The 22,037-nt window shown below is 63.5% G+C and carries 22 protein-coding genes; 17 read left to right on the top strand and 5 right to left on the bottom strand.

Going from position 1 to position 22,037, the window contains the following annotated elements:
• The first annotated feature begins 7 nt into the window (after nt 1-7).
• From infC to ACDA63_RS13410, 7 genes are all read left to right on the top strand, one after another.
• Nucleotides 8-529 carry a translation initiation factor IF-3 gene (infC, locus tag ACDA63_RS13440; RefSeq protein ID WP_373663786.1) on the top strand — a complete coding sequence of 174 codons (522 nt, stop codon included), beginning with the start codon at nt 8-10 and terminating at the stop codon, nt 527-529.
• A gap of 145 nt (nt 530-674) precedes the next feature.
• Nucleotides 675-872 (top strand): 50S ribosomal protein L35, encoded by a 198-nt coding sequence (rpmI, locus tag ACDA63_RS13435; protein ID WP_373663768.1) that lies wholly within the window; start codon nt 675-677, stop codon nt 870-872.
• Nucleotides 873-888: 16 nt separating this feature from the next.
• Nucleotides 889-1,248 carry a 50S ribosomal protein L20 gene (gene rplT, locus ACDA63_RS13430; RefSeq protein WP_373663767.1) on the top strand — a complete coding sequence of 120 codons (360 nt, stop codon included), beginning with the start codon at nt 889-891 and terminating at the stop codon, nt 1,246-1,248.
• A 273-nt stretch (nt 1,249-1,521) separates the two neighbouring features.
• A complete protein-coding gene (pheS, locus tag ACDA63_RS13425) occupies nt 1,522-2,556 on the top strand; it encodes a phenylalanine--tRNA ligase subunit alpha (RefSeq protein WP_373663766.1) in 1,035 nt (344 codons plus the stop codon).
• 9 nt (nt 2,557-2,565) lie between these two features.
• Nucleotides 2,566-4,941, top strand: coding sequence for a phenylalanine--tRNA ligase subunit beta (gene pheT, locus ACDA63_RS13420; protein WP_373663765.1), 2,376 nt, complete (start codon nt 2,566-2,568; stop codon nt 4,939-4,941).
• Between the two features lie 20 nt (nt 4,942-4,961).
• Nucleotides 4,962-5,279: an integration host factor subunit alpha gene (locus tag ACDA63_RS13415; protein WP_373663764.1), complete on the top strand. Its 318-nt coding sequence runs from the start codon at nt 4,962-4,964 to the stop codon at nt 5,277-5,279.
• Nucleotides 5,260-5,637, top strand: coding sequence for a MerR family transcriptional regulator (locus ACDA63_RS13410; RefSeq protein WP_373663763.1), 378 nt, complete (start codon nt 5,260-5,262; stop codon nt 5,635-5,637). Before ACDA63_RS13415 ends, ACDA63_RS13410 begins: the two co-directional genes overlap by 20 nt.
• 36 nt (nt 5,638-5,673) lie before the next feature.
• On the opposite strand, the gene ACDA63_RS13405 is transcribed toward ACDA63_RS13410, so the two are convergent.
• On the bottom strand, nt 5,674-6,258 hold the full coding sequence (locus tag ACDA63_RS13405) for a TetR/AcrR family transcriptional regulator (protein WP_373663762.1): 585 nt from the start codon (nt 6,256-6,258) through the stop codon (nt 5,674-5,676).
• A gap of 207 nt (nt 6,259-6,465) precedes the next feature.
• Here ACDA63_RS13405 and ACDA63_RS13400 point away from each other — a divergent pair, with 207 nt between their 5' ends.
• The 5 genes from ACDA63_RS13400 (at nt 6,466) to ACDA63_RS13380 (ending at nt 11,018) form a co-directional block, all read left to right on the top strand.
• Complete coding sequence (locus tag ACDA63_RS13400) at nt 6,466-7,215, top strand: electron transfer flavoprotein subunit beta/FixA family protein (RefSeq protein WP_373663761.1); 750 nt, start codon at nt 6,466-6,468, stop codon at nt 7,213-7,215.
• A 13-nt stretch (nt 7,216-7,228) separates the two neighbouring features.
• Nucleotides 7,229-8,164 (top strand): electron transfer flavoprotein subunit alpha/FixB family protein, encoded by a 936-nt coding sequence (locus tag ACDA63_RS13395; RefSeq protein WP_373663760.1) that lies wholly within the window; start codon nt 7,229-7,231, stop codon nt 8,162-8,164.
• Between the two features lie 18 nt (nt 8,165-8,182).
• Nucleotides 8,183-8,848, top strand: coding sequence for an energy-coupling factor ABC transporter permease (locus ACDA63_RS13390; protein ID WP_373663759.1), 666 nt, complete (start codon nt 8,183-8,185; stop codon nt 8,846-8,848).
• 1 nt (nt 8,849) lies between these two features.
• Complete coding sequence (locus ACDA63_RS13385) at nt 8,850-9,137, top strand: hypothetical protein (protein ID WP_373663758.1); 288 nt, start codon at nt 8,850-8,852, stop codon at nt 9,135-9,137.
• A gap of 87 nt (nt 9,138-9,224) precedes the next feature.
• Nucleotides 9,225-11,018 (top strand): acyl-CoA dehydrogenase, encoded by a 1,794-nt coding sequence (locus ACDA63_RS13380; protein ID WP_373663757.1) that lies wholly within the window; start codon nt 9,225-9,227, stop codon nt 11,016-11,018.
• Between the two features lie 279 nt (nt 11,019-11,297).
• Here the strand turns inward: ACDA63_RS13380 and ACDA63_RS13375 are convergent, their stop codons facing one another.
• Complete coding sequence (locus ACDA63_RS13375) at nt 11,298-11,528, bottom strand: hypothetical protein (RefSeq protein ID WP_373663756.1); 231 nt, start codon at nt 11,526-11,528, stop codon at nt 11,298-11,300.
• Here ACDA63_RS13375 and ACDA63_RS13370 point away from each other — a divergent pair.
• The gene (locus ACDA63_RS13370) at nt 11,527-12,288 is read left to right on the top strand and encodes a hypothetical protein (protein ID WP_373663755.1); all 762 of its coding nucleotides are present in this window, start codon (nt 11,527-11,529) and stop codon (nt 12,286-12,288) included. The two genes, ACDA63_RS13375 and ACDA63_RS13370, sit on opposite strands and share 2 nt — an antisense overlap.
• A 73-nt stretch (nt 12,289-12,361) precedes the next feature.
• Here the strand turns inward: ACDA63_RS13370 and ACDA63_RS13365 are convergent, their stop codons facing one another.
• From ACDA63_RS13365 to ACDA63_RS13355, 3 genes are all read right to left on the bottom strand, one after another.
• Nucleotides 12,362-15,631, bottom strand: a complete 3,270-nt coding sequence (locus tag ACDA63_RS13365; protein WP_373663754.1) for an EAL domain-containing protein — start codon at nt 15,629-15,631, stop codon at nt 12,362-12,364.
• A 74-nt stretch (nt 15,632-15,705) separates the two neighbouring features.
• The gene (locus ACDA63_RS13360; protein ID WP_373663753.1) at nt 15,706-16,470 is read right to left on the bottom strand and encodes a TIGR01458 family HAD-type hydrolase; all 765 of its coding nucleotides are present in this window, start codon (nt 16,468-16,470) and stop codon (nt 15,706-15,708) included.
• Between the two features lie 361 nt (nt 16,471-16,831).
• Nucleotides 16,832-16,993, bottom strand: a complete 162-nt coding sequence (locus ACDA63_RS13355) for a hypothetical protein (RefSeq protein WP_373663752.1) — start codon at nt 16,991-16,993, stop codon at nt 16,832-16,834.
• Nucleotides 16,994-17,452: 459 nt separating this feature from the next.
• On the opposite strand from ACDA63_RS13355, the gene ACDA63_RS13350 reads away from it, so the two are divergent.
• The 4 genes from ACDA63_RS13350 to ACDA63_RS13335 all read left to right on the top strand — a co-directional run bounded on the left by ACDA63_RS13350 (nt 17,453) and on the right by ACDA63_RS13335 (nt 22,002).
• Nucleotides 17,453-18,976, top strand: a complete 1,524-nt coding sequence (locus ACDA63_RS13350) for an amino acid permease (RefSeq protein ID WP_373663751.1) — start codon at nt 17,453-17,455, stop codon at nt 18,974-18,976.
• A gap of 157 nt (nt 18,977-19,133) precedes the next feature.
• Nucleotides 19,134-19,865 (top strand): IclR family transcriptional regulator, encoded by a 732-nt coding sequence (locus tag ACDA63_RS13345; RefSeq protein ID WP_373663750.1) that lies wholly within the window; start codon nt 19,134-19,136, stop codon nt 19,863-19,865.
• Nucleotides 19,862-20,806 carry a hydroxymethylglutaryl-CoA lyase gene (locus ACDA63_RS13340; RefSeq protein WP_373663749.1) on the top strand — a complete coding sequence of 315 codons (945 nt, stop codon included), beginning with the start codon at nt 19,862-19,864 and terminating at the stop codon, nt 20,804-20,806. The genes ACDA63_RS13345 and ACDA63_RS13340 overlap by 4 nt, the downstream gene beginning before the upstream one ends.
• Nucleotides 20,803-22,002 (top strand): CaiB/BaiF CoA transferase family protein, encoded by a 1,200-nt coding sequence (locus tag ACDA63_RS13335; RefSeq protein WP_373663748.1) that lies wholly within the window; start codon nt 20,803-20,805, stop codon nt 22,000-22,002. Before ACDA63_RS13340 ends, ACDA63_RS13335 begins: the two co-directional genes overlap by 4 nt.
• Nucleotides 22,003-22,037 lie beyond the last annotated feature (35 nt).

Below are 22,037 nucleotides of genomic sequence, written 5' to 3'. Positions count from 1 at the left end.
CCGAACCATCGCTCAGGAAAAGTCGCAGCGCATCAATCGGGAAATCGGCGTTGCCGAGGTGCGCCTCGTAGGTCAGGACAATGAACAGCTCGGCATCGTGCCGACCCATCAGGCGCTGGCTATGGCTGAAGAAGCCGGCGTGGACCTCGTGGAGATCGCTCCGCAGGCCCGCCCGCCCGTTTGTCGCCTCATGGACTATGGCAAGTTCAAGTACCAGGAGGCCAAGCGCGCTCACGAGGCCAAGCTGAAGCAGAAGCAGATCCAGCTGAAGGAAGTCAAATTCCGTCCCGGTACTGACGACAACGACTACAACATCAAGCTGCGCAACATGACGCGCTTCCTGGCCGATGGCGACAAGGTGAAAGTAACCCTGCGCTTCCGTGGTCGCGAAATGGCCCACCAGGAATTCGGTATCCGCCTGCTCGAACGGATCAAGGCCGATCTCGACGAGCATGCCGCGGTGGAGCAGTTCCCGAAGCTTGAAGGCCGGCAGATGATCATGGTCGTCGCGCCGAAGAAGAAGCACTGAGTGCGCGTTGATTGAATTCGGAGCGCAGCCATCCGGGTCACGCTGAAATGCGTGGTCAAAGGCTGCAAAACAAGTGATGGTCTGGTCGTTCAAGTGTCCCAGTGCGGGGCCACCGACCGTCATGGCAAAAAAATCGGAGTTAGCAATGCCGAAGATGAAGACCAAGAGCGGGGCCGCCAAGCGGTTCAAGATCCGCTCGGGTGGCAGCGTGAAGCGCTCGCAAGCGTTCAAGCGCCACATTCTGACCAAGAAAACCACCAAGTCGAAGCGTCAGCTGCGCGGCATGACCAGTGTTCACAGCACTGACACGGCACGCATCCACGCGATGATGCCCTACGCTTGATTAAAGGAGATATCACATGCCTCGCGTCAAACGTGGTGTAACGGCACGCGCCCGTCACAAGAAGGTTCTTGATCAGGCCAAGGGTTACCGCGGTCGTCGGAAAAACGTATATCGCATCGCCAAGCAGGCGGTGATGAAGGCTGGTCAATATGCATATCGTGACCGCCGTCAGCGCAAGCGCCAGTTCCGCTCGCTGTGGATTGCTCGTATCAATGCGGCATCCCGCGAAGTCGGCCTGACGTACAGCCGTTTCATGAACGGCCTGAAGAAGGCTTCGATCGACATCGACCGCAAGGTTCTGGCCGATCTGGCCGTGTTCGACAAGCCGGCTTTTGCGGCTCTGGCCGCCCAGGCGAAAGCTCAGCTTTCCGCCTAAGTCACACAGGCTGGGAAAAAGGAGGCTCAGCCTCCTTTTTTTTGCTCTTGTTTTTCCCGCGGAGCGTCCGTGGGGAAGAGCGCAAAATCGCAAGTTGCAATTTGCATGACCGCAGACGCTGCGGGCCCGAAAATGTCTCGATGGGGCATCTCCGATATCGGAAGGGCACCATCAGGTACTTCAAAAGTGGGCGGCTTTGGTTGCCCCAGGCGAAGTACATCGCACCGGCAATTTGCGATTTTGCGTTGAAACCTAAAGAAGTTGCGAGGCGTCGTGAGTCAACTTGACGAGATTCTCCTGCAGGCGCAAACGGCGTTTGCGCAGGCAACCGATAGCAACGCACTGGAACAGGCCAAGGCTCTGTTCCTGGGCAAGAGCGGTCAGATCACTGAACTGCTCAAAGGTCTGGGCAAGCTCGATGCGGAGGCGCGTCGTGCCGCCGGTGCCGAGATCAATGCCTGCAAGACTGCCGTAGAAGCTGCACTTGAGGCGCGCCGCGATGCGTTACGCACCGCCGCCCTCGAACAACAACTCGCGGCCGAAGCGCTGGACGTGACCTTGCCGGGGCGCGGCGCCGGCCACGGCGGCCTGCATCCGGTCACGCGCACGCAAGAGCGTTACGAGACCCTGTTCCATTCCATCGGTTTTGAAGTGGCAGACGGCCCGGAAATCGAGACCGACTGGTACAACTTCACGGCGCTCAACACGCCCGAAAACCACCCCGCGCGTTCCATGCACGACACGTTCTACCTGCAGAACGGCGAGAACGTGCTGCTGCGCACGCATACCAGCCCGGTACAGATCCGCGCCATGCAGGCGCATGCCAAGCTGCATGCAGGCAAGGACGTGATGCCCGATCTGCGCATCATTGCGCCGGGCCGCGTATACCGCGTCGATTCCGACGCCACGCACTCGCCCATGTTCCACCAGGTGGAAGGGCTGTGGGTCGGCAAGGACATCTCCTTCGCCGGCATGAAGGGCGTGATCATTGATTTCCTGCAGCGGTTTTTCGAAACCGAAGAACTGCAGGTGCGCCTGCGGCCATCTTTCTTCCCCTTCACCGAGCCTTCGGCCGAGATCGATTTTGCATTCATGACCGGCCCGAACAAGGGGCGCTGGCTAGAGATCTCCGGTTGCGGCATGGTGCATCCAAATGTGCTGCGCTTCGGCGGCATCGATCCGGAGAAATACACGGGCTTTGCTTTCGGCATGGGCCTCGATCGCCTCACGATGCTCCGCTACGGCGTGAACGACCTGCGTCAGTTCTTCGAGAACGACCTGCGGTTCCTTTCCCAATTTTCCGAGTAGTCATTCGTCATGCAGTTTTCTGAACAGTGGTTGCGTTCCCTGGTCAATCCGGCGCTCGATTCGGATGCGCTGTGTCACCTGCTGACCATGGCCGGGCTGGAAGTGGAAGAAGTCTCGCCCGTGGCGCCCGATTTTTCGGGTGTTGTCGTCGCGCAGATCGTTTCGTTCGAAAAGCACCCCAACGCTGACAAGCTCAAGGTCTGCGCGGTCGACATCGGCACGGGTGAACTGCAACAGATCGTCTGCGGCGCACCGAACGTGTTCGCCGGCATGAAGGCACCGTGCGCCAGGGTCGGCGCCAAGCTGCCGGGTTTTGACATCAAGGCCGCCAAGCTGCGTGGCGTTGAATCGTTCGGCATGATGTGTTCGTCGCGCGAACTGGGCCTGGACGAAGACCACGGAGGTCTGATGGTGCTGCCGGAAGACGCGCCCGTCGGCACCGACGTGCGTCAGTACCTGTCGCTCGACGACAAGCTCATCACCATCAAGCTGACGCCCAATCGTGCGGACTGCCTGAGCCTGATGGGCGTTGCGCGCGAGGTCTCCGCGCTCACGGCCACGCCTTTGCAGGCTCCGCAGATCAAGGCAGTTCCGGCTGCGCTGGAGGCTCGTCGCGAAGTCGTGTTGAACGCTCCCAAGGCCGGTCCGCGTTACCTGGGCAGGGTGCTGCGCGACGTGAATACACAGGCCCCCACGCCCGCCTGGATGCGCCAACGACTGGAGCGTTGTGGCGTGCGTTCGATCAGCGCCGTCGTCGATGTGACCAACTACGTCATGCTCGAACTCGGCCAGCCGCTGCATGCGTTTGACGATGACACCCTGAAGGGGGCGATTCATGTGCGCCATCCGGCTGCGGGCGAACAGATCACGCTGCTTAACGGACAGGTCGTCGATCTGCTCCCGGATCATCTGCTGATCGCGGACGAATCGCGTCCGCTGGCACTGGCGGGCGTCATGGGCGGCGAGGCCAGCGGAGTGGGTGACAACACCCGCAACGTTTTCCTGGAAAGCGCCTTCTTCCAGCCGGACGCCATTGCCGGCCGGGCCCGTGCGCTGGGTTTCTCGTCGGATGCTTCGCATCGTTTCGAGCGTGGCGTCGATCCTGAACTGGCGCCCGTGGCGATGGAGCGCGCAACTGCGCTCATTCTCGAAATCTGCGGTGGTCAGGCGGGAGCGGTGGTGGAGGCGATCAGCACCGCCGACATGCCGGTGCGCGCGCGCGTGACGCTGGGCGCCGATCGTGCTCGCAAAGTCATCGGTGTGGATATCCCCACGGCCGAGATGGCGGCCATCTTTGAGCGCCTCGGCATGCGTACCGAAGTTGCAGGCGAACGCATTACGGTACAGGCGCCGAGCTACCGTTTCGACATCGAAATCGAAGAAGACCTCATCGAAGAAGTGGCGCGCGTCTTTGGCTACGACAACATTCCGCCGGTTCCACCGATGGGGCCGATGCGCATGTTGCCGCAAAGCGAAGGCGCCACGCCGGCGCATCGTCTGCGCCGTCGCGTTGCTGCGCGCGACTACCAGGAAATCGTCAGCTTCGCCTTCGTCGAAGAGGCATGGGAGCGCGACTTCGCTGGGAATGCCGACCCAATCCGTCTGGCCAACCCGATTGCCAGTCAGTTGGCTGTGATGCGCTCGTCGCTCATTGGCGGGCTGATCGGCGTGCTCGATACCAACATCCGTCGTCGGGCGAGCCGCGTGCGCCTGTTCGAAATCGGCCGTTGCTTCTCGCGCGACGCGCAAGGCGTGCCGGTAGAAGGTTACGCTCAGCCCTTGCGCCTCGCCGGGCTGGCGTGGGGGCCGGCAGTGGCGGAGCAATGGGGCACGGCAACGCGGCGTGTCGATTTCTTCGACGTCAAGGCCGATGTCGAAGCGCTCCTCGGCGATCGTGCATCCTACGTGGCAGCCACGCATCCGGCATTGCATCCGGGGCGTTGCGCAGCCGTGGTGGTCGATGGCAAGCAGATCGGCGTCGTGGGCGAATTGCATCCTGCGTGGGTGCAGAAATACGATCTAAGCACGGCGCCGGTGGTGTTCGAACTTGATCTCTCCCGCGCGCTGGAGGCTTCGGTTCCGGCCGCGCGCGATCTCACCCGCCAGCCGTCCGTAACGCGTGACCTGGCGTTGGTGGTGCCGGTCAAATTGCCGGCTGGCGAACTGGTCGAAGCGCTGCGCGCTGCGGCGCCGGAGATCGTGCGTTCGGTTGCCGTGTTCGATGTCTATACGGGTAAGGGAATCGACCCGGAGCACAAGAGCATTGCTTTGCGCGCTGTGCTTCAGCACACTGAGCGGACTCTGGAAGAGACCGAAATCGAACAAGCGATGAACGCGCTTGTTCAGGCTGCCGAGCAAAAATTCGGCGCGCACTTGCGTGCGTAACAAGGGAAGTTCTTCAAGCTATGACGACGACAAGTACGCTGACCAAGGCTGAACTGGCCGAGCTGCTGTTCGAAAAGGTCGGTCTCAACAAGCGCGAGGCCAAGGACATGGTCGAAGGCTTCTTCGAGGAAATCCGCAACGCCCTGGAGCGCGGCGAGGAAGTGAAACTTTCCGGCTTCGGCAATTTCCAATTGCGCGACAAACCGCCGCGTCCTGGCCGCAATCCCAAGACCGGCGAAGAAATTCCGATCACGGCGCGCCGTGTCGTGACCTTCCACGCGAGCCAGAAACTCAAGGCCGCAGTCGAACAGTTGAGCGATGCACAACCTCAGTCCTGAGTCTGAAGTCGTCCTGCCCCCGATCCCCGCCAAACGGTATTTCACCATTGGCGAGGTGGCCGACCTGTGTGGCGTAAAGCCGCACGTGTTGCGCTATTGGGAGCAGGAATTCACTCAGCTCAGGCCGGTAAAGCGCCGGGGGAACCGGCGCTATTACCAGCACCACGAAGTCCTGTTGGTTCGCCGTATCCGCGAACTGCTCTATCGCGACGGCTTTACCATCAGTGGTGCGCGCAATCAGCTCAGCGAAGTCGGCCAGCTCGAACAGGAAGCCGCCGACAACGCCGCCCGCGAAAAGGCTGTCGTGGATTCTGTCCGCGCGCAGTTGCAGGATCTTCTCGCCTATCTGCGGTCCTGACGCGGGTAGGCCGCCATCACAGGGCGGCGGCGCGAATTACCGTGTCTCTTCGCCCGAAATCAAACGCGTGACTTGCTGATGTAGTTGGCCGATGTCGTCGGCCATGCGCGTGTAGACCATCATCGACAGCCCGAATGAGTGCGTATAGAGCAGGAGCGCACGCATGCGGGCATCATTTTCGCTGAAGCCGCCGAGCCGGAAGAGGGCGGTGGCGTCGTCCAGCCGCGCACGATCCACGTCTTCGACCGCGGCCGCGGCTTGAGCGTCGCGGCGTGCCCAATCGCGGATCGCCAGTTCGATTCGCACGCCCTTACGGTTCGGACGGATGCTGTATGCATCGATGACGCGCCGGATCTGCTCGCGGGCTGTCGCCGGCGTGGCCTCTGCCTGCCGCGCGCTGTCACGCACGCGCCCCTCGCGCCAGGTCTCCAGTACCGCCTCCAGCAGCGCCTGCCGGTCCTTGAAGTGCCAATAGAAGCTGCCCTTGGTCACGCCAAGCTGCTTGGCGAGCACTTCGACCCGTACGCCGGCGAGGCCGTCCTCGGCAAGCAGCTCTGTTGCAAGCTGGACCCATGCACTACGGTCCAGGGTGTGGCGGGTGTTTTCTGATCGCGTTTCCATACTGCGGAGTATTGACACAAAGTGCCCGAAGACGCTACTTTTCTGTCCATACGCTAGCGTATGGATTGTTTGAGCTGCGCTAAGAACGGATGGCGTAATAACAGTCGGTTATAAAGCCGCCAGATGATCGGTGAGATACTGTAGGGCTTTGCCGCTTGCCTTGTTTTAACAAGGTGCGGCGCGGTTTCCAGACTTGAGGAGATGAGTGTGAAAGTACTGGTTCCAGTCAAGCGCGTCGTTGATTACAACGTCAAGGTGCGTGTGAAGGCTGACGGTAGCGGTGTCGATCTGGCGAACGTGAAGATGTCGATGAACCCCTTCGACGAAATCGCCGTGGAAGAGGCTGTGCGCCTGCGCGAAGCCGGCACGGCGACAGAAGTCGTCGTGGTGTCGTGTGGTGCGGCCCAGTCGGCCGACACGCTGCGTGCGGCCATGGCGATGGGCGCGGATCGCGCGATCCTCGTCGAAACCGACGCCGAACTGCAACCGCTGGCCGTCGCCAAGTTGCTCAAAGCCGTGGCAGAAAAAGAAACGCCGCAACTGATCGTGCTCGGCAAGCAGGCCATCGATGACGACGCCAACCAGACCGCTCAGATGCTCGCCGCCGTACTCGGCTGGCCACAGGCCACCTTTGCCTCGAGCGTGAAGGTCGCGGATGGCCGCATCCAGGTCAGCCGCGAAATCGACGGCGGAACTGAGACCGTCGCGATGTCGCTGCCGGCCGTGGTGTCTGCCGACCTGCGGCTGAACGAGCCGCGCTACGCCACCCTGCCCAATATCATGAAGGCCAAGAAAAAGCCGCTGGAAACCATTCCTGCAGCCGACCTGGGAGTGGATATCACCCCGCGCCTGATCACGGTGCGTGTGGATGAGCCGAAGAAGCGCCAGGGCGGTGTCAAGCTGGCCAATGTTCAAGAACTCGTCGCCAAGCTGCGCGACGAGGCCAAGGTAATCTGAGGAGAGACGCGCAATGACGATTCTGCTTGTCGCGGAACACGACAACGCTGCGCTCAAGGGCAGCACGCTCAACACCCTGACCGCCGCACGCCAGATCGGCGGCGAAATCGACCTGGTCGTCGTCGGCAGTGGTTGCGGTGCGGTGGCCGAAGCCGCAGCCAAGGCCGAAGGCGTGACGCGCGTGCGCGTGGTGGATGCCGCGCACTACGCCGACCAGACAGTCGAAAACCTGGCTGTGTGCCTGGCGCAGCTTGCTGGCAGCTACAGTCACGTGCTGTTGCCGGCGACCAGCTTCGGCAAGAACCTGGGGCCGCGCCTGGCCGCACTGCTCGATGTGGCACAGGTATCGGACATCACCGCCGTGGTTTCGGCTGACACCTACGAACGTCCGATCTACGCGGGCAACGCGATGGCGACCGTGCGCAGCGCCGACCCTGTACAGGTCGTGACGGTGCGTCCTTCCGCCTTCGCGCTGGCAGCAACCGGCGCGGGCAATGCGACGGTCGAAGCGGCTCCCGCGGGGCCGGACCTCGGCGTGACGCGCTTGGTGACCCGCGAACTGTCGACCTCCAAGCGCCCCGAACTGGGCGCTGCCCGCGTGGTCGTGGCCGGCGGGCGCGCACTGGGCTCCAAGGAGCAATTCGAAGGTCTGCTCGAACCGCTGGCCGACAAGCTGAACGCCGCCATCGGCGCGTCTCGTGCCGCCGTCGATGCTGGTTACGCTGCCAACGACACGCAAGTGGGCCAGACCGGCAAGGCGGTGGCGCCGGAACTCTACATTGCCATCGGCATTTCGGGTGCCATCCAGCATCTGGCCGGCATGAAGGACTCCAAAGTGATCGTGGCCATCAACAAGGACCCGGACGCCGTCATCTTCCAGGTGGCCGACTACGGCCTGGAAGGCGATCTGTTCGAGATCGTGCCGCAACTGACGGCCGCGCTGGGGTGACACGGGCAGGGGCCGGCGATGAACTTCACGGTTGCCTCGGTCCCCATCGTGTTGCACGTGGCCGCCGCCCTGATGGTGGCGGCCATACTCTGGCGTCACGCACGTCACGTCGATTGGCGATATCTGATCGGCGGCACCCAACTGCATCATGCAGCGGGCGGGATGCTGGTCATCGCCATGTTGTGGAGCCTCAAGGGGCAGCTTGCCCCCGGCTTCAATCTCCACCTGATCGGCGCCACGCTGGCGACCCTTGTCTTCGGATTGCCCCTGGCGTCCTTCGTGCTGCTCGGCGGCGCGATCGTCGCTGCGCTTGCCGGCCAGGGGGACTGGCCGGCGTTGCCGCTCAACGTGTTGACCGCGGCATTGCTGCCAGCGTGGATCAGTACACATGTGCTGCATGCCGTCGAACGGCGCCTGCCGGCACATTTCTTCGTCTACATCTTTCTGGCGGGTTGTCTGAACGCCACCATCGGTGTGCTCGCCGTTGGCGTCGTGGCGACCGCCGTCCTCGCTCTTTCACACGTGCAGCCCTTGTCGTGGCTGCTCACCGAATACGCTCCGTTTTTCCTCTTGCTGGCGTTCGCCGAAAGCTGGCTGACCGGCATGGCGCTCACGCTGATGGTCGTCTATCGCCCTGGCTGGGTCGCCTCCTTCGATGATCATCGCTATCTGGAGGGGAAGTGACATGAGCGTCTTTGCCCTGAATACGGACGACAACCTCCTGCGCGAGTTCGACGACGAGGGTGCCGCTATTGCCGCCTGTCCCGTCGACGACGTCATGGCGCAGCGCTGGCTCTTCTTTGCGGAAGACGGCGAACCGCTGCGACCCGAGCGTCACGGCGCGGGTTATTACCTGCGCCCGTGGGCGTCGTGTTCGTCGTGTCGGTTGGAGCAAGTCCTGCCGTTCGTGCAATCGATCGAAAGCACGCACGGGCTGACGGTGGAACAAGTGGCGCGAAGCCTGCGTCACTAGAGATCCGTTCGCGCAACGTGAACAGGTCGACAGATCTGCCCGGCGCCATGCCGAGGCAGGCAACGATGATGTGATGGAGACAGAGAGATGAGCGACTACAAGGCGCCGCTGGAGGACATGCGTTTCGTCCTGCAACACCTTGCCGATCTGCGCACGGTGCAGTCACTGCCCGGGTGCGAAGAATTCACCGATGACCTGATCGAGGCGATTTTTGAAGAGGCCGGCAAGTTTGCCGCCGGCGTGCTGTCGCCGCTCAACCGCGTAGGCGATCGCGAAGGCGCGCGTTGCGTGGACGGAGCAGTTCGAACCGCGCCGGGCTGGCGCGAAGCCTATCGCCATTTCTCCGAGGCGGGCTGGGCCTCGGTGGCCGCGCCCGGCGAATACGGCGGGCAAGGGCTGCCGACCTTGATCTCATCGTCGCTCAACGAAATGTGGAAGAGCGCGAACCTTGCCTTCTCGCTCTGCCCGATGCTCACCGCAGGTGCCGTCGAAGCGATCCTCGCGCGCGGCTCCGAATCCCTGCGTGCCACCTATCTTCCGAAAATGGTGAGCGGCGAGTGGACCGGCACGATGAACCTGACCGAACCCCAGGCGGGTTCCGATCTGTCGGCGGTGCGTACGCGCGCCGAGCCTGCAGGCGACGGCAGCTATCGCCTCTTCGGCCAGAAAATCTTCATCACCTACGGCGAGCACGATCTGGCCGACAACATCATCCACCTCGTATTGGCACGCCTGCCCGATGCGCCTGAAGGCGTCAAAGGCATTTCCCTGTTCGTGGTACCCAAGTTCCTCGTCGAGGACGATGGCGCCATCGGTGCGCGCAACGACGTGCGCTGCGTGTCGATCGAACACAAGCTTGGCATCCACGCCAGCCCCACCTGCGTGATGGCATATGGCGACGCGGGCGGCGCGGTCGGATATCTGGTCGGTGAGCCGCATCGCGGGCTGGAGATCATGTTCGTGATGATGAACATGGCGCGCTACGCAGTCGGGATGGAAGGCGTGGCCATCGCGGAGCGGGCGTGGCAGCAAGCGCTGGGCTATGCCAACGAGCGCGTGCAAGGCGTCGACGCCGGCGTGCGCAACGGCGCGCGCGTGCCCATCGCCCGCCACCCCGACGTACGACGCATGCTGCTGTTGATGAAGTCGCAGACCGAAGCAATGCGCGCGCTGGCGGCGGTCGTTGCATCGCGCATGGATGTCGCGGAACGGCACGCCGATGCCGACGTACGTGCCGCAGCGCAAGCCTTCGTCGATCTGATGATCCCTGTCGTGAAAGGCTGGAGTACCGAAACGGGTATCCAGGTCGCGTCCCTGGGCGTACAGGTGCACGGAGGCATGGGCTATGTCGAAGAGACCGGCGCGGCCCAGCATCTTCGCGATGCACGCATCACCACGATCTACGAGGGGACGACGGGCATCCAGGCCATCGACTTCATCGGTCGCAAGATCGCGCGGGACGGCGGAACGGCACTCAAGGTCGTGCTGGACGAGATGCGCCAGATCGCAGCCCGTTGCGACGCGGCGGACGATGCCCGCATCCAGCATGTCGGCGAACTGCTGCACTTTGGGATCGAAGCACTCGAAACCGCTACGACACATCTGCTCGACGTGTATGCCAAGGACATTCGTGAAGCCCTGGCCGGCGCCACGCCCATGCTCGAATTGATGGGCGTCGTCTGCGGCGGCTGGCAGATGGCGCGAGCCGCCCTGGCTGCGCGCGATTTGTTGGCGAGCGGGGACGGGCGCGAGTCCTTCCTGCGCGCCAAGATCGCGACGGCACATTTCTATGCCGACCAGGTATTGAGTCGTGCGGATGGGCTTGCGCATGCAACGCTTCATGGCGGCAGCGTGCTGAGCGACGACGAGTTGCTTGACTGACCCTGTCGAGCGCCGCGAGCGCTTTGCGCATTGGGGCTGTTTGCCCGTCGAAGCAAGGAAAATGGGGCTACGGCCCCATTTTTCTTGCGCCGTGGCTTCGGGTTTTTACGTATCAGAAAAGACCGGAATTTCCGGGAATTTCCATTTTTATCGTATTGTTTCGCTACTTTCACCATGCAACGATCCTCCCCGGACAGAGCGCACGCACACAAGTGCGCATATCGCGGACATCAACATCCGCGCGTCCAGGTACCAGGAGGAGTTCAATGACAAAGTCATTTATGGTGGGAGGTTCATGATGTTGCAGAAGAAGCATCTTTCCGTGCTGGTTGCGTCTGCTCTCGCGCTGTCGCTGGCCGCATGCGGTAGTGACGACGACAACAATTCCAGCTCGTCGTCGAGTTCCGTTTCGTCTTCGTCAAGCTCGCGTTCGAGCTCTAGCTCATCGAGCAACTCGAGCACGTCGTCGTCGACTTCGTCGGCGAGTTCCTCGACTTCTTCGAGTGCCATGGCGGTGAACTGGAATTCGTACAACGCCAACGTCGTCCCGGATGCGGCGAACTCGATCACCAGCACCTACGGTTCGGCAACGGCCTTCACCTACAACACCAGCACGGGCTATACACCGAACGTGTTCGCCTCGCTTGGCAACGGCATCGTGTCGTTCATCAACGGGGGCTCCAAAGGCCAGATCCGCGTCAGCGGCACCAAGGATCCCAACAACGGGGACTCCGTGGTGGGCGTGGGTTATCCGAAGTACTTCACGTGGGTTGCGCGGGCCAAGGCGAATTCCGCCACCGACCGCGCAATCGAAGTTGAAGTCGCGCTCGCGGATGCCGACGCGGACACCAGTGCGAGCCGCGTCAAGTTCGTCATCGGTGACAACACGTTGATGCAGGGCGTGCAGTTCGACACCATCGATGGCGTATCGGGCACGCCGGCGAACAAGCCGACGGTTGCCGTGGATACTTCTCAGTGGCACATCTACCAGGTGTCGATTGCCATGACCGACGCCACGCATGGTACCGTCAGCCTGTATGTCGATGGACAGTTGAAGACTGAGACCACGGGCGGTTCGGCCTTGCCGTATAGCGGTGTGCTCAACGCGGCGACGGGTTCGTTGAAGCGCTACCTGTACGTCGGCACGACTGGCACCAATAGCTACAACGGCTCCCTCGACTGGCTGGTATGGACCAACCAGGGCGCCTATTCGCCCGCTCAGATCAAGGGTTCGTTGCCGGCAGGCCTGGGTGACACGACCGGCTATTGATCGGCGGTGCAGTCGCTGGATGAAAGAACGGGGCCATGCCCCGTTCTTTTTTTTGGCGGCGGGCGTGGGGCTGTCAGGCGTTTTGCGCCGTCCGCGTGAGCCAGTCGTCGAGCGCGTCGGCGGTTAGCGGACGCGAGATAAAGTAGCCCTGCAGCACATGGCATCCGCGCGCGGCGAGAAAATCGCGTTGCGCTGCCGTCTCCACGCCTTCTGCGACGACCGTCATGCCCAGATCGCGTGCCAGCGACAGCGTGGCTGACGCGATGGCAGCATCCTCGGTGTCCCCCGGCAGGTCCTGCACGAAAGAGCGATCGATCTTCAGTCGATGGATGGGCAGCCGCCTGAGGTAGGCGAGGCTCGAATACCCCGTGCCGAAGTCATCCAGGGCGAGGCGCACGCCGAGTGCGCCGACGCGGTTCATGCGCGCGATGAGATCGTCGCCTGGTGCCATGACCGCACTCTCGGTCAATTCGAGCTCAAGCCGGTTCGGCACGATGCCCGTCTGCCCGATGATGCGGGCCACACGATCGGCGAAGTCGGCCTGCTGGAACTGCAGCGCAGAAATGTTCACCGCCACCGTCAGGTCATGGCCGGTGCGCGCCCATTTCACCTGTTGCTCGCAGGCCCGCGTGAGAATCCACTCGCCAAGAGGGTGGATGAGCCCGGATTCCTCGGCGAGCGGGATGAACAGCATCGGCAGCATCTGACCGCGCTGTGGATGCTGCCAACGCACCAGCGCCTCGCAACTGCGCACGCTGGCACTGGCGACGTCCCACTGCGGCTGGAAGTGCAAGGTCAGTTCGTTGCGCTCGATGGCGTGCCGCAATGCGCCTTCCAGACGCAGGCGTTCGTTGGCGCGCTCATTCATCTCCGGCACGAAATACTGGTAGCGATTGCGCCCGCTTTGCTTGGCGCCGTACATCGCGACGTCGGCGTTCTTGAGCAGCGTGTCGACGTCGGTGCCGTCGCCCGGGAACACGGCGATGCCGATGCTGGCCGAGGCCGACAGTTCGTGTTGTTCGATCAGCAACGGCTGGTTGAGGTGGTCGAGGAGCTTCTCTGCCACGCGGCCGGCATCGTCGGGGCTGGCCAGGCGAGGCAGCAGGATGACGAACTCATCGCCGCCCAGACGACCCAGCAGATCCTCGTTGCGCAGGCAGGGGGCGAGTCGCTTGGCGACGGCCGTCAGAAGCCTGTCTCCGGTCGGGTGACCGAGCGAGTCGTTCACCGTCTTGAAGTGATCCAGGTCGAGGAACAGCACCGCGGCATGGTCCTCGTGCCTCGTGGCCGAGGCCAGCGTTGCGCGCGTGCGCTCGATCCAGTGCATGCGGTTGGGCAGGCCCGTGAGTGCATCGAACCGCGCAAGGAAGTGGATGTGCGCATCGGCCTCGCGCGCTTCGGTCACGTCCTGCATGGTGCCGCGCAGCTTGATCAGTGAATTGCCGCTCCACTCGCCTTCGACCTGGCACAGCAACACCTGGGCGCGGCCGTCGCGCGAACGTCGATTGCAGTCAAACGGTTCGGCGGCCTGATGGGCGCGCGCCTGATCGAGAGCCTTGGCCAGTTGCAGTCGTTGCTCGCCTTTGAAGCTGTCGAGCACGTCCTCCCATGTCAGCGTGCCGTCGTCGGGCAGTTCCAGAATCTGGCGCAACTGTTCGGAGCACACGAAAGTGCCATTGGGCGTCAGTTCCCAACTGCCCATGCGCGCCATCCGCTGCGCTTGCATCAGGGCCGTCTGTTGCGCGCTGAGTCGCTCGGTCGCGCGGGCGAGTTCCGTCGTGCGCTGCGCCACCTGTTCTTCGATGCGTCGCGTGTGTCCGGTGACGGCCAGCAGGAAGGCGGCCAGCATCCCGACCATGCACAGCCCGACCGCCAGCGTGGTCCACACGGTCCACGTGCGCGCATTGGCCAGGTAGGCTGGCGTCGCCCGCATTTCGATACGCCAGTCGCGTCCGGCAAGGGTCACCGGAATCACCGTCATGAGGCCGTGCGCGTTCCACGCGGGGGACAGGCAATCATCCTTGCCGTAGAGCAGGCGGTTCTCGGGCGCGGCGCTGGCATCGATGAGGCATACGTCGATGTTGGCTGCCGCAGGGTCGATGACGGCTTCCACCGTGTCCGCCATGCGGAAGACGCCGGAGACCACGCCGCGCACGTCCGGACGGCCATCGTGGTTCAGGTCGCCGTATACCGGGAAGTAAATCACCACACCACGCTGGCTGCCGCGTTCCTGCACCAGGTGGATGGCTTCCGTGGCCCGTGGCTCCCCGCTTTCAATGGCGGCGGCAATGGCATTGGCGGTGGCGGGCAGGTAGAGGACGTTCAGGCCGAGCGCGGCGGCGTTGGTCTCGATCGGCTCGATGTAGAGCAACGGCATGTACTGATCGGCCGGCGGTGCCTCGAAAGTGGCGCCCGATTCATCGCGGGCAGTGATACGGAAATCGGCACGGTCGTGCGCCCGGATCTCAGCTTCGAACGCGTCGCGGCGGTCATGGGTCACCAGGGGCGCCCATCCGAAGTTCTGTGTGCCGGGATAGCGTCGCAGCCAAGGCATGGCAAAGCCGCGCCATTCCTCTCGCGTGACGAATTCACTCACGGTCATCAACCGTTCGAACGCCAGCAGCATGTCGAGCTGGGCGGCCATGCGCCGTTCGAGCACGTTGGCGAGATTCTCGGCATCGCGGTTGAACTGCACGGTCAGACGGTCGCTCTCCCAGTTGCGTATCTGCACGAACACCACCGCCAGAACGGCTGACGCCACCAGCACCGGTATGGCGATGCTGAATACGCGCGGCCGCCAGTCGTGGCGCGGCTGGCCGAAGAAGGCAAACGTCAGCGGCACGCCAATGACGATGCCGGACGCATCGCCGATCCACCAGCTCCAGGCAGTGAATGAACCATCGGAGAGCGCGAGCGATCCGCTCGCCAGCAACGCCGGCACGGCAAGGGCGGTCGAGATCGCTGCGGTGGCGGGCGCCACCAGCAATAGAAAGCGCAGGATCGACCGCTGGGAATCGAGTGGATCGGGTAGCCGGATCAGCCGATGCGTGAGCCAGGTGCCGAACAGGCTGGCGGCCACCGCCGCGATCGGCACGAACACAGGCCCCATCCAACCCCGCCCGTGGAGGCCGGCGTCGGTACCCGCCAGAATCTGCACGATGGCCGAGCCGACCAGGATCGCCGGCCATACCCGCGCGCCATAGATCAGCATGGCCGCCAGCGCGATGCCGGCCGGCGGAAAAATGGGGGCCACGTAGCCTGGTGGGGCCGCGATCTGCAGCGACAGGAGGCCTGTGACTGAATAGGCGGCAGCAATCAGGGCGAGGCGGGTTGCGTGGCGCATGCTTTCAATAACGGAATGTCGCGTCGGGGCTGAAATGCTTTTTCGCTTTGAAGTCTCCGATCCGCTCCTGTGGGCTAAAGAAAAGGAATGATGGCTGCCGCGAAATCATCCTCCACCGCTGCGGGCGTGATCACATCATGGTGCTCATCCTGCGGGCGGAACTTGCCCGTGCGCACCAGAATGCCGGCAATACCTGCAGCCTGAGCGCCGCCGATATCGTCGGTCACGTCGTCGCCGATCATGACTGCTTCATGCGGCGCGACGCCGAGCGATGACAGCGCTGCCTCGAAATACGCCTGCGCCGGCTTGCCCACGACGGTGGCGGTGACCCCCGCCGCAAACTCCAGGCCCGCCACGTAGGCGCCCATGTCCAGCGTCAGCCCATCGGTTTCGCGGAAGTACCGATTGCGCGCCATGGCGATCAGCGGCAAGCCCGAAGCCAGCAATCGAAAGGCGGTATTCATTGCCTCGAAGGTGAAATACGGGCCCGCATCGCCCATCACCACAGCAGTCGGATTGGGCGAGGAGGCGCCAAGATCGGGCGCGATATCGGGATGTACCAGCCAATGCGGCGCGAGCCCGTGCGACCGTACGTAGTCGCGTGCCGCCATGGGCGCGGTCAGCACCTCGTCGTCCTCGATTTCGAAGCCTATGGCGCGCAAGCGTTGCACCAGCGTGCTGCGCGGCGTGCGGGTGGTATTGGTCAGGAATCGCAGCCCGCGTCCGGTGGCGCGCAACGCGCGCAGAGCTGGAATCGCGCCGGCGATGGCCTCGTCGCCGACGTGCAGGACGCCAGCCAGGTCGATGAGTACGGCCTTGGGGTTGGGGGGCAAATGCATGTTATGTCTTTCTCGCTACGCTAAACATAGCAGGCGCGCGGGCGGTGGATTCCCCTAAGCGAAAGACGCGCCAGTTTCCGCCCGGCCTCGCGAAGCGCGACGGAGCCGCAAGGCGGCAGGGGGGACGCCAAAGGAAGGGCCGACGGCTCGGCGCCGGGCGCGATTCTAGCCGGCCTGGCGTGACGACGCGTTCGATCCCGACGAGCGAATTGCCAGACTGTGCGATTGCGGCGGTTCAGGGGGACTGGCGACTGCTGGATGTGAGCAAGCCTGGAAGGCTATGCCGATGCTGCGGGGATACTCGGTTGTGGAGTTGTATACAGCGGTGTTCCGCCCGCGGAATACATCCGCGAGGCGCCGATCAGGACGCCGGTGCCGATTCGTGTTCGAGTGGCCGGGTGCGTCTGAGCCAGGCAATCTGTTCGCGGATTTCGCGAGCCTGGTTGAACATGAAGACTTCATCGTACGCGTCGGCCTGGGCCTGCATTGCGCGAATGATCGTGTCCACGACGTTCTCAGTCATGTTTCCTCCCTGATAGCCGTAGCCTGAGAAAAATAGAAGTCGGGGTGCGAATCGGTATGTTCGCCTGTCCGAGTGAATGTCGGATGGGCCTGTATCAAGCTTTCCCCACCCTAGGGCAAATCGCAAAGATCAGTCCCCTTTTGGGCAGGGAGGTTGCACGCATTTTCTTGCCGTTCGTCAATTTCCTCGGCACATTGCGAGCGCTACGCGAAAATGTCGCCGCTCGAAAAATCCGGTTGGCGTACGCGCGCGGGGTCTCGCGCGCGTGAGACTGTGCCGGCCCGGGGCGATTTGATCTGGAGCAACGGGAGGGTTTTCCGACGCGTTTCCTGAGACTTTTTTCAAGTAGGATCGGCCGCCATTTTGTGCAGCCGTTGGGCCCGTCCGGCAGGAAACGGGCACCCCCGCGTGAGGGATCCACGCGTTCACTTAGCCAGTGCCAGACAACCGAGCCAGCTCATGCAGATTACTTCCGACGCCAACGGCCAGCCGCACCTCAAACGAGAACTCAAAGCGCGCCACCTCACGATGATCGCCATTGGCGGCGCGATCGGCACCGGCCTCTTCGTGGCGTCAGGCGCCACGGTGGCGACAGCCGGCCCGGGCGGTGCGCTGCTGGCCTACCTGCTGGTCGGCGTGATGGTGTACTTCCTGATGACCAGCCTGGGCGAACTCGCGGCGTTCATGCCCGTGCCCGGCTCATTCTCGACTTACGGTGCGCACTACGTGGAGCCGGGCTTCGGCTTCGCACTGGGCTGGAACTACTGGTACAACTGGGCGGTGACGGTGGCGGTCGACCTGACCACACTCCAGATCATCATGCACTACTGGTTTCCAAACGTTCCGGGCTTCTGGTGGGCAGCGATCTTCCTTGCCATCATCTTCCTGCTCAATTACATCTCGGTCCGCGGATTTGGCGAAGGCGAATACTGGTTCGCGCTGATCAAGGTGCTGGCGGTCGTGTTCTTCATCGCCGTCGGCACGCTGATGATCTTCGGCATCATGCACGGCGGCGAACAAGGCGGCCTGCATAACTTCACCGTCGGAGACGCTCCCTTCGTGGGCGGCATGCCCGCGCTGATCGGCGTGGCCATCGTGGTGGGTTTCTCGTTCCAGGGCACGGAGCTCATCGGCATCGCCGCCGGCGAATCCGAGAACCCGCGCCAGAACGTGCCCAAGGCCGTCAAGCAGGTGTTCTGGCGGATCCTGCTGTTCTATGTGCTGGCCATCCTCATCATCGGCCTGCTGATTCCCTATACCGATCCGAACCTGCTCAGCAGCAGCGAAGAGAACATCGCCATGAGCCCGTTCGCCATCGTCTTCGAACGCGCCGGGCTGGCATTCGGTGCGGCGGTGCTCAACGCCGTCATCCTGACTTCCGTGCTGTCCGCGGGCAACTCCGGCATGTACGCCTCCACGCGCATGCTGTTTGCCATGGCCTGCGAAGGCAAGGCGCCCAAGATGTTCGCCAAGCTGTCGAAGAACGGTGTGCCGCGCAATGCGCTGTATGCCACCACGGTGGTTGCGATGCTGTGCTTTCTGACCGCCGTTTTCAGCGAAAAGCTGGTGTTCTTCTGGCTGGTCGGCATGTCCGGCATGACGGGTTTCATCGCCTGGCTTGGCATCGCCGTGAGCCACTATCGCTTTCGCAAGGGCTACGTGCTCAAAGGCAATCACCTGGAAGACCTGCCGTATCGCGCCAAGCTGTTCCCCTTCGGGCCGCTGTTCGCCTTTGCGCTGTGCCTGATCATCATGCTCGGCCAGCGCTACGAGGACGCTTGGGAGATCATTTCCGGCCTGTGGGCGTCACTCGTGCATGGCACGCCATTCGTCATGCATAACGGCTTTGAATGGGCCGACTTCATTGGCGCGTACGTTGGCATTCCGTTGTTCCTCGTGATCTGGATCGGCTACCGCATCAAGCACAAGACGCGACTCATCCGCTACGAAGACATGGAGTTCGTCGAACTCACCAAGAACTGATCGATCAGTTCTCGAACACAAAACAAGCCGGCGCCGTGTGCGCCGGTTTTTTTTCGTGCGGCGGCTGGAACGACGACTCAGGGTTTGTCCCTGTTTCGGACGCGCCAGCGCCACCTAAGCTGAGTCCAGACAGATAAACAGAACAGCGTTCTATCCCATGGAACAGCGTCCACAGAGAGCAGGCGGCGTAGCCGCCGTCGACCGCGCGTTTTCGTTGCTGGCGGTGTTCGCCGCCGCCGAGGGTACGCTCAGCCTGGCCGAGCTGGCGCGTGCGAGCGGACTCTACAAGAGCACCATCCTGCGCCTGTTGGCGTCGCTCATCCGCGCCGGTTACGTCCGCCAGCATGGCGACGGTCGTTACGGAGCGGGCTCGCAGGTCATGCAGCTTGCGCGTGCCTACCAGCGAAGCTTCCAGCTCGATGACGTATTGCTTCCTGTACTGCGGCGACTCTGCCGGGCCAGCGGCGAGACGGCTTCGCTCTTCGTTCCGGATGGCGATGCACGACTGTGCCTGCGCCGGATCGAACCCGATCGTTCGATACGCATAGCGCTCCATGAAGGAGACCGGCTGCCGCTGGGGCGTGGCTCGGCGGGGCGCGTGCTCAGCGCTTTCGCTGCCGATGCGCCGACGACGCTGGCATCCGTCCGCGAACGCGGCTGGGCCGCTACGCGAGGCGAACGCGATCCGGACGCCGCGTCGGTATCGACCGTGGTCTTCGGCGAGCATGGACACGTGGTCGGCGCGATCGCCCTGTCTGGTCCGCGCGAGCGCTTCACGGACACCCGCGTGGAAGAGTTCGTCGCGTTGCTGCTCGAGGCGGCAGCCGACCTGACCCTCGCGCTGGGCGGGGACTTCCCGCGTGAATGGCTGCCGCAGAAAGCCGCATGATGCCCGCCCCCGACATCCTCGTCAGCGAAGTGGGTCCGCGCGATGGCTTGCAGAGCGTGCGCCAGACCATGCCGACGGCGGCCAAGCTGGCGTGGATACGCGCCCTCGCCGCCACCGGCCTGCGCGAGATCGAGGTGGCCTCGTTCGTGCCGGCCGCGCTGCTGCCGCAGATGGCCGACGCCGAAGCCGTGGTGGCCGATGCCAGCAGCATCGCCGGGCTCACGGTGCTGGCGCTGGCGCCCAACCTCAAGGGCGTGCAACGTGCCGTGGGCGCGGGCGTGCACAAGGTGACGCTGCCGGTGTCGGCATCGCGCTCGCACAGCCTTTCCAACCTGAACAAGACGCCGGAGGAAGCCGTCGCCGAAGTGCGCCGGGTATGCGAATGGCGAGAGGAACTCCGTGCCGATGCGGCGTTTGGCGTGGAAGTGGGTATCTCCACCGCCTTCGGCTGCACCATGCAAGGCGCGGTCGACGAAGACTTCGTCATGCGACTGGCCGAACAGCTTGCGCTGGCCGGCGTCGACGCCGTCGGCCTGTCCGACACCACCGGCTACGCGTCGCCCACGCAGGTGCGCCGCATGTTCAAAAGGCTGCGAGAGGCGCTGGGCGACAAGGCGGGCGCGGCCCATCTGCACAATACGCGCGGGCAAGGGCTGGCCAACGTGGTGGCTGCGCTCGACGCCGGCGTGACGACCTTCGACGCCTCGCAAGGTGGCCTCGGCGGCTGTCCCTACGCGCCGGGCGCCACCGGCAACATCGTGACCGAGGACCTCGTCTTTCTGCTCGAATCGATGGGCCTGCGCACCGGCATCGACATCCAACGCCTGATCGAAGCGCGCGCCCTCATCGCCGACGGCTTGCCGGGCGAACCTTTATACGGCCATGTGCCGGATGCCGGTTTGCCACGCGGGTTCGTCTATGCGGACGGACGCGCCCCATGACGACGGCGTCGCTGCCGCTGGCCGGCCTGCGCGTCGTCGAGTTCGCCCACATGGTGATGGGACCGGCCTGCGGCCTGATCCTCGCCGACATGGGCGCGGAGGTCATCAAGGTCGAAGGTGTCGAAGGCGACAGCACGCGCCGCCTGACCGGATCCGGCGCCGGCTACTGGCCGACGTACAACCGCAACAAGCTGAGTCTCGCCGTGGATCTCAAGTCGGTCGAAGGGCTCGCGGCGGTACTGCGCCTGATCGACGATGCCGACGTACTGATCGAGAACTTCCGCCCCGGCGCGATGGCGCGCCTCGGCCTGGGCTACGAAGCCCTGCGCGAACGCAATCTGCGGCTGATCTACTGCTCGCTCAAGGGCTTTCTCCCCGGTCCGTATGAACAGCGCACCGCGCTGGATGAAGTCGTACAGATGATGGGCGGCCTGGCCTACATGACCGGACCGCCGGGCCGCCCCTTGCGCGCAGGCGCGTCGGTCAACGACGTGATGGGCGGCATGTTCGGCGCAATCGCCGTCCTCGCGGCGCTCAATGAACGTTCGCGCACCGGGCGCGGGCAACTCGTGCAATCCGGGCTGTTCGAGAACAACGTATTCCTCGTCGCGCAGCACATGTTGCAGGGCGCAGTCACGGGCCGGCCGGCCGAGCCGATGCCGACGCGCCTGTCGGCGTGGGCGGTGTACGACGTGTTCGAAACCGCAGATGACGAACGCGTATTCGTCGGCGCGGTGAGCGACGCGCAATGGCTGGCGTTCTGCACCGCATTCGGGCTGCGCCATCTCGCCGACGACGCGGGACTGGCGACCAACAATCAGCGCGTGCATGCGCGCGACCAGTTCATGCCCTTCGTGCGCGAGCATCTGCGGCGCCTGTCGAGGGACGAGATCATGCGCCGGTGCGATGAAGCGGGTCTGCCATTCGCGCCCATCGCGCGCCCGCAGGATCTCTATGCCGATCCGCATCTGGCGGCATCCGAGGGCTTCACCACGATCACCTTGTCCGACGGAGCGACGGCCGAGGTCCCCCGTCTGCCGGTCTGCATGGATGGCAGGCGCTTCGCCACGCGCGTCGATCTGCCGCCCGCGGGGCGAGATACCGCAGCGCTGCTGCGGCGCTCGGGCTATGCAGAAGAGGACATCGCAGCAATGTCGTCGCGCGGGGTGGTTCGTATCCCTGACGTGACGTCGTAGCGATGCAGTTCGTTCAAAGAAAGACCAACAGAGGA

Origin of the sequence: Uliginosibacterium sp. sgz301328, from assembly GCF_041807905.1 — a bacterium.
Lineage (GTDB): Bacteria > Pseudomonadota > Gammaproteobacteria > Burkholderiales > Rhodocyclaceae > JBGVSA01.
This window is presented reverse-complemented; position numbering and strand designations above follow the sequence as displayed.

Bases quoted from the DNA above. Each gene is read 5' to 3' on its own strand.
- ACDA63_RS13355 (WP_373663752.1), bottom strand. From the start codon at position 16,993: ATGACTGAGAACGTCGTGGACACGATCATTCGCGCAATGCAGGCCCAG.
- ACDA63_RS13360 (WP_373663753.1), bottom strand. From the start codon at position 16,470: ATGCATTTGCCCCCCAACCCCAAGGCCGTACTCATCGACCTGGCTGGC.
- ACDA63_RS13385 (WP_373663758.1), top strand. From the start codon at position 8,850: ATGAGCGTCTTTGCCCTGAATACGGACGACAACCTCCTGCGCGAGTTC.
- ACDA63_RS13335 (WP_373663748.1), top strand. From the start codon at position 20,803: ATGACGACGGCGTCGCTGCCGCTGGCCGGCCTGCGCGTCGTCGAGTTC.
- rplT (WP_373663767.1), top strand. From the start codon at position 889: ATGCCTCGCGTCAAACGTGGTGTAACGGCACGCGCCCGTCACAAGAAG.
- ACDA63_RS13375 (WP_373663756.1), bottom strand. From the start codon at position 11,528: ATGGCACTCGAAGAAGTCGAGGAACTCGCCGACGAAGTCGACGACGAC.
- ACDA63_RS13370 (WP_373663755.1), top strand. From the start codon at position 11,527: ATGGCGGTGAACTGGAATTCGTACAACGCCAACGTCGTCCCGGATGCG.
- pheT (WP_373663765.1), top strand. From the start codon at position 2,566: ATGCAGTTTTCTGAACAGTGGTTGCGTTCCCTGGTCAATCCGGCGCTC.
- ACDA63_RS13350 (WP_373663751.1), top strand. From the start codon at position 17,453: ATGCAGATTACTTCCGACGCCAACGGCCAGCCGCACCTCAAACGAGAA.
- ACDA63_RS13415 (WP_373663764.1), top strand. From the start codon at position 4,962: ATGACGACGACAAGTACGCTGACCAAGGCTGAACTGGCCGAGCTGCTG.
- ACDA63_RS13380 (WP_373663757.1), top strand. From the start codon at position 9,225: ATGAGCGACTACAAGGCGCCGCTGGAGGACATGCGTTTCGTCCTGCAA.
- ACDA63_RS13390 (WP_373663759.1), top strand. From the start codon at position 8,183: ATGAACTTCACGGTTGCCTCGGTCCCCATCGTGTTGCACGTGGCCGCC.
- ACDA63_RS13365 (WP_373663754.1), bottom strand. From the start codon at position 15,631: ATGCGCCACGCAACCCGCCTCGCCCTGATTGCTGCCGCCTATTCAGTC.
- rpmI (WP_373663768.1), top strand. From the start codon at position 675: ATGCCGAAGATGAAGACCAAGAGCGGGGCCGCCAAGCGGTTCAAGATC.
- ACDA63_RS13410 (WP_373663763.1), top strand. From the start codon at position 5,260: ATGCACAACCTCAGTCCTGAGTCTGAAGTCGTCCTGCCCCCGATCCCC.
- ACDA63_RS13345 (WP_373663750.1), top strand. From the start codon at position 19,134: ATGGAACAGCGTCCACAGAGAGCAGGCGGCGTAGCCGCCGTCGACCGC.
- ACDA63_RS13340 (WP_373663749.1), top strand. From the start codon at position 19,862: ATGATGCCCGCCCCCGACATCCTCGTCAGCGAAGTGGGTCCGCGCGAT.
- ACDA63_RS13405 (WP_373663762.1), bottom strand. From the start codon at position 6,258: ATGGAAACGCGATCAGAAAACACCCGCCACACCCTGGACCGTAGTGCA.
- ACDA63_RS13395 (WP_373663760.1), top strand. From the start codon at position 7,229: ATGACGATTCTGCTTGTCGCGGAACACGACAACGCTGCGCTCAAGGGC.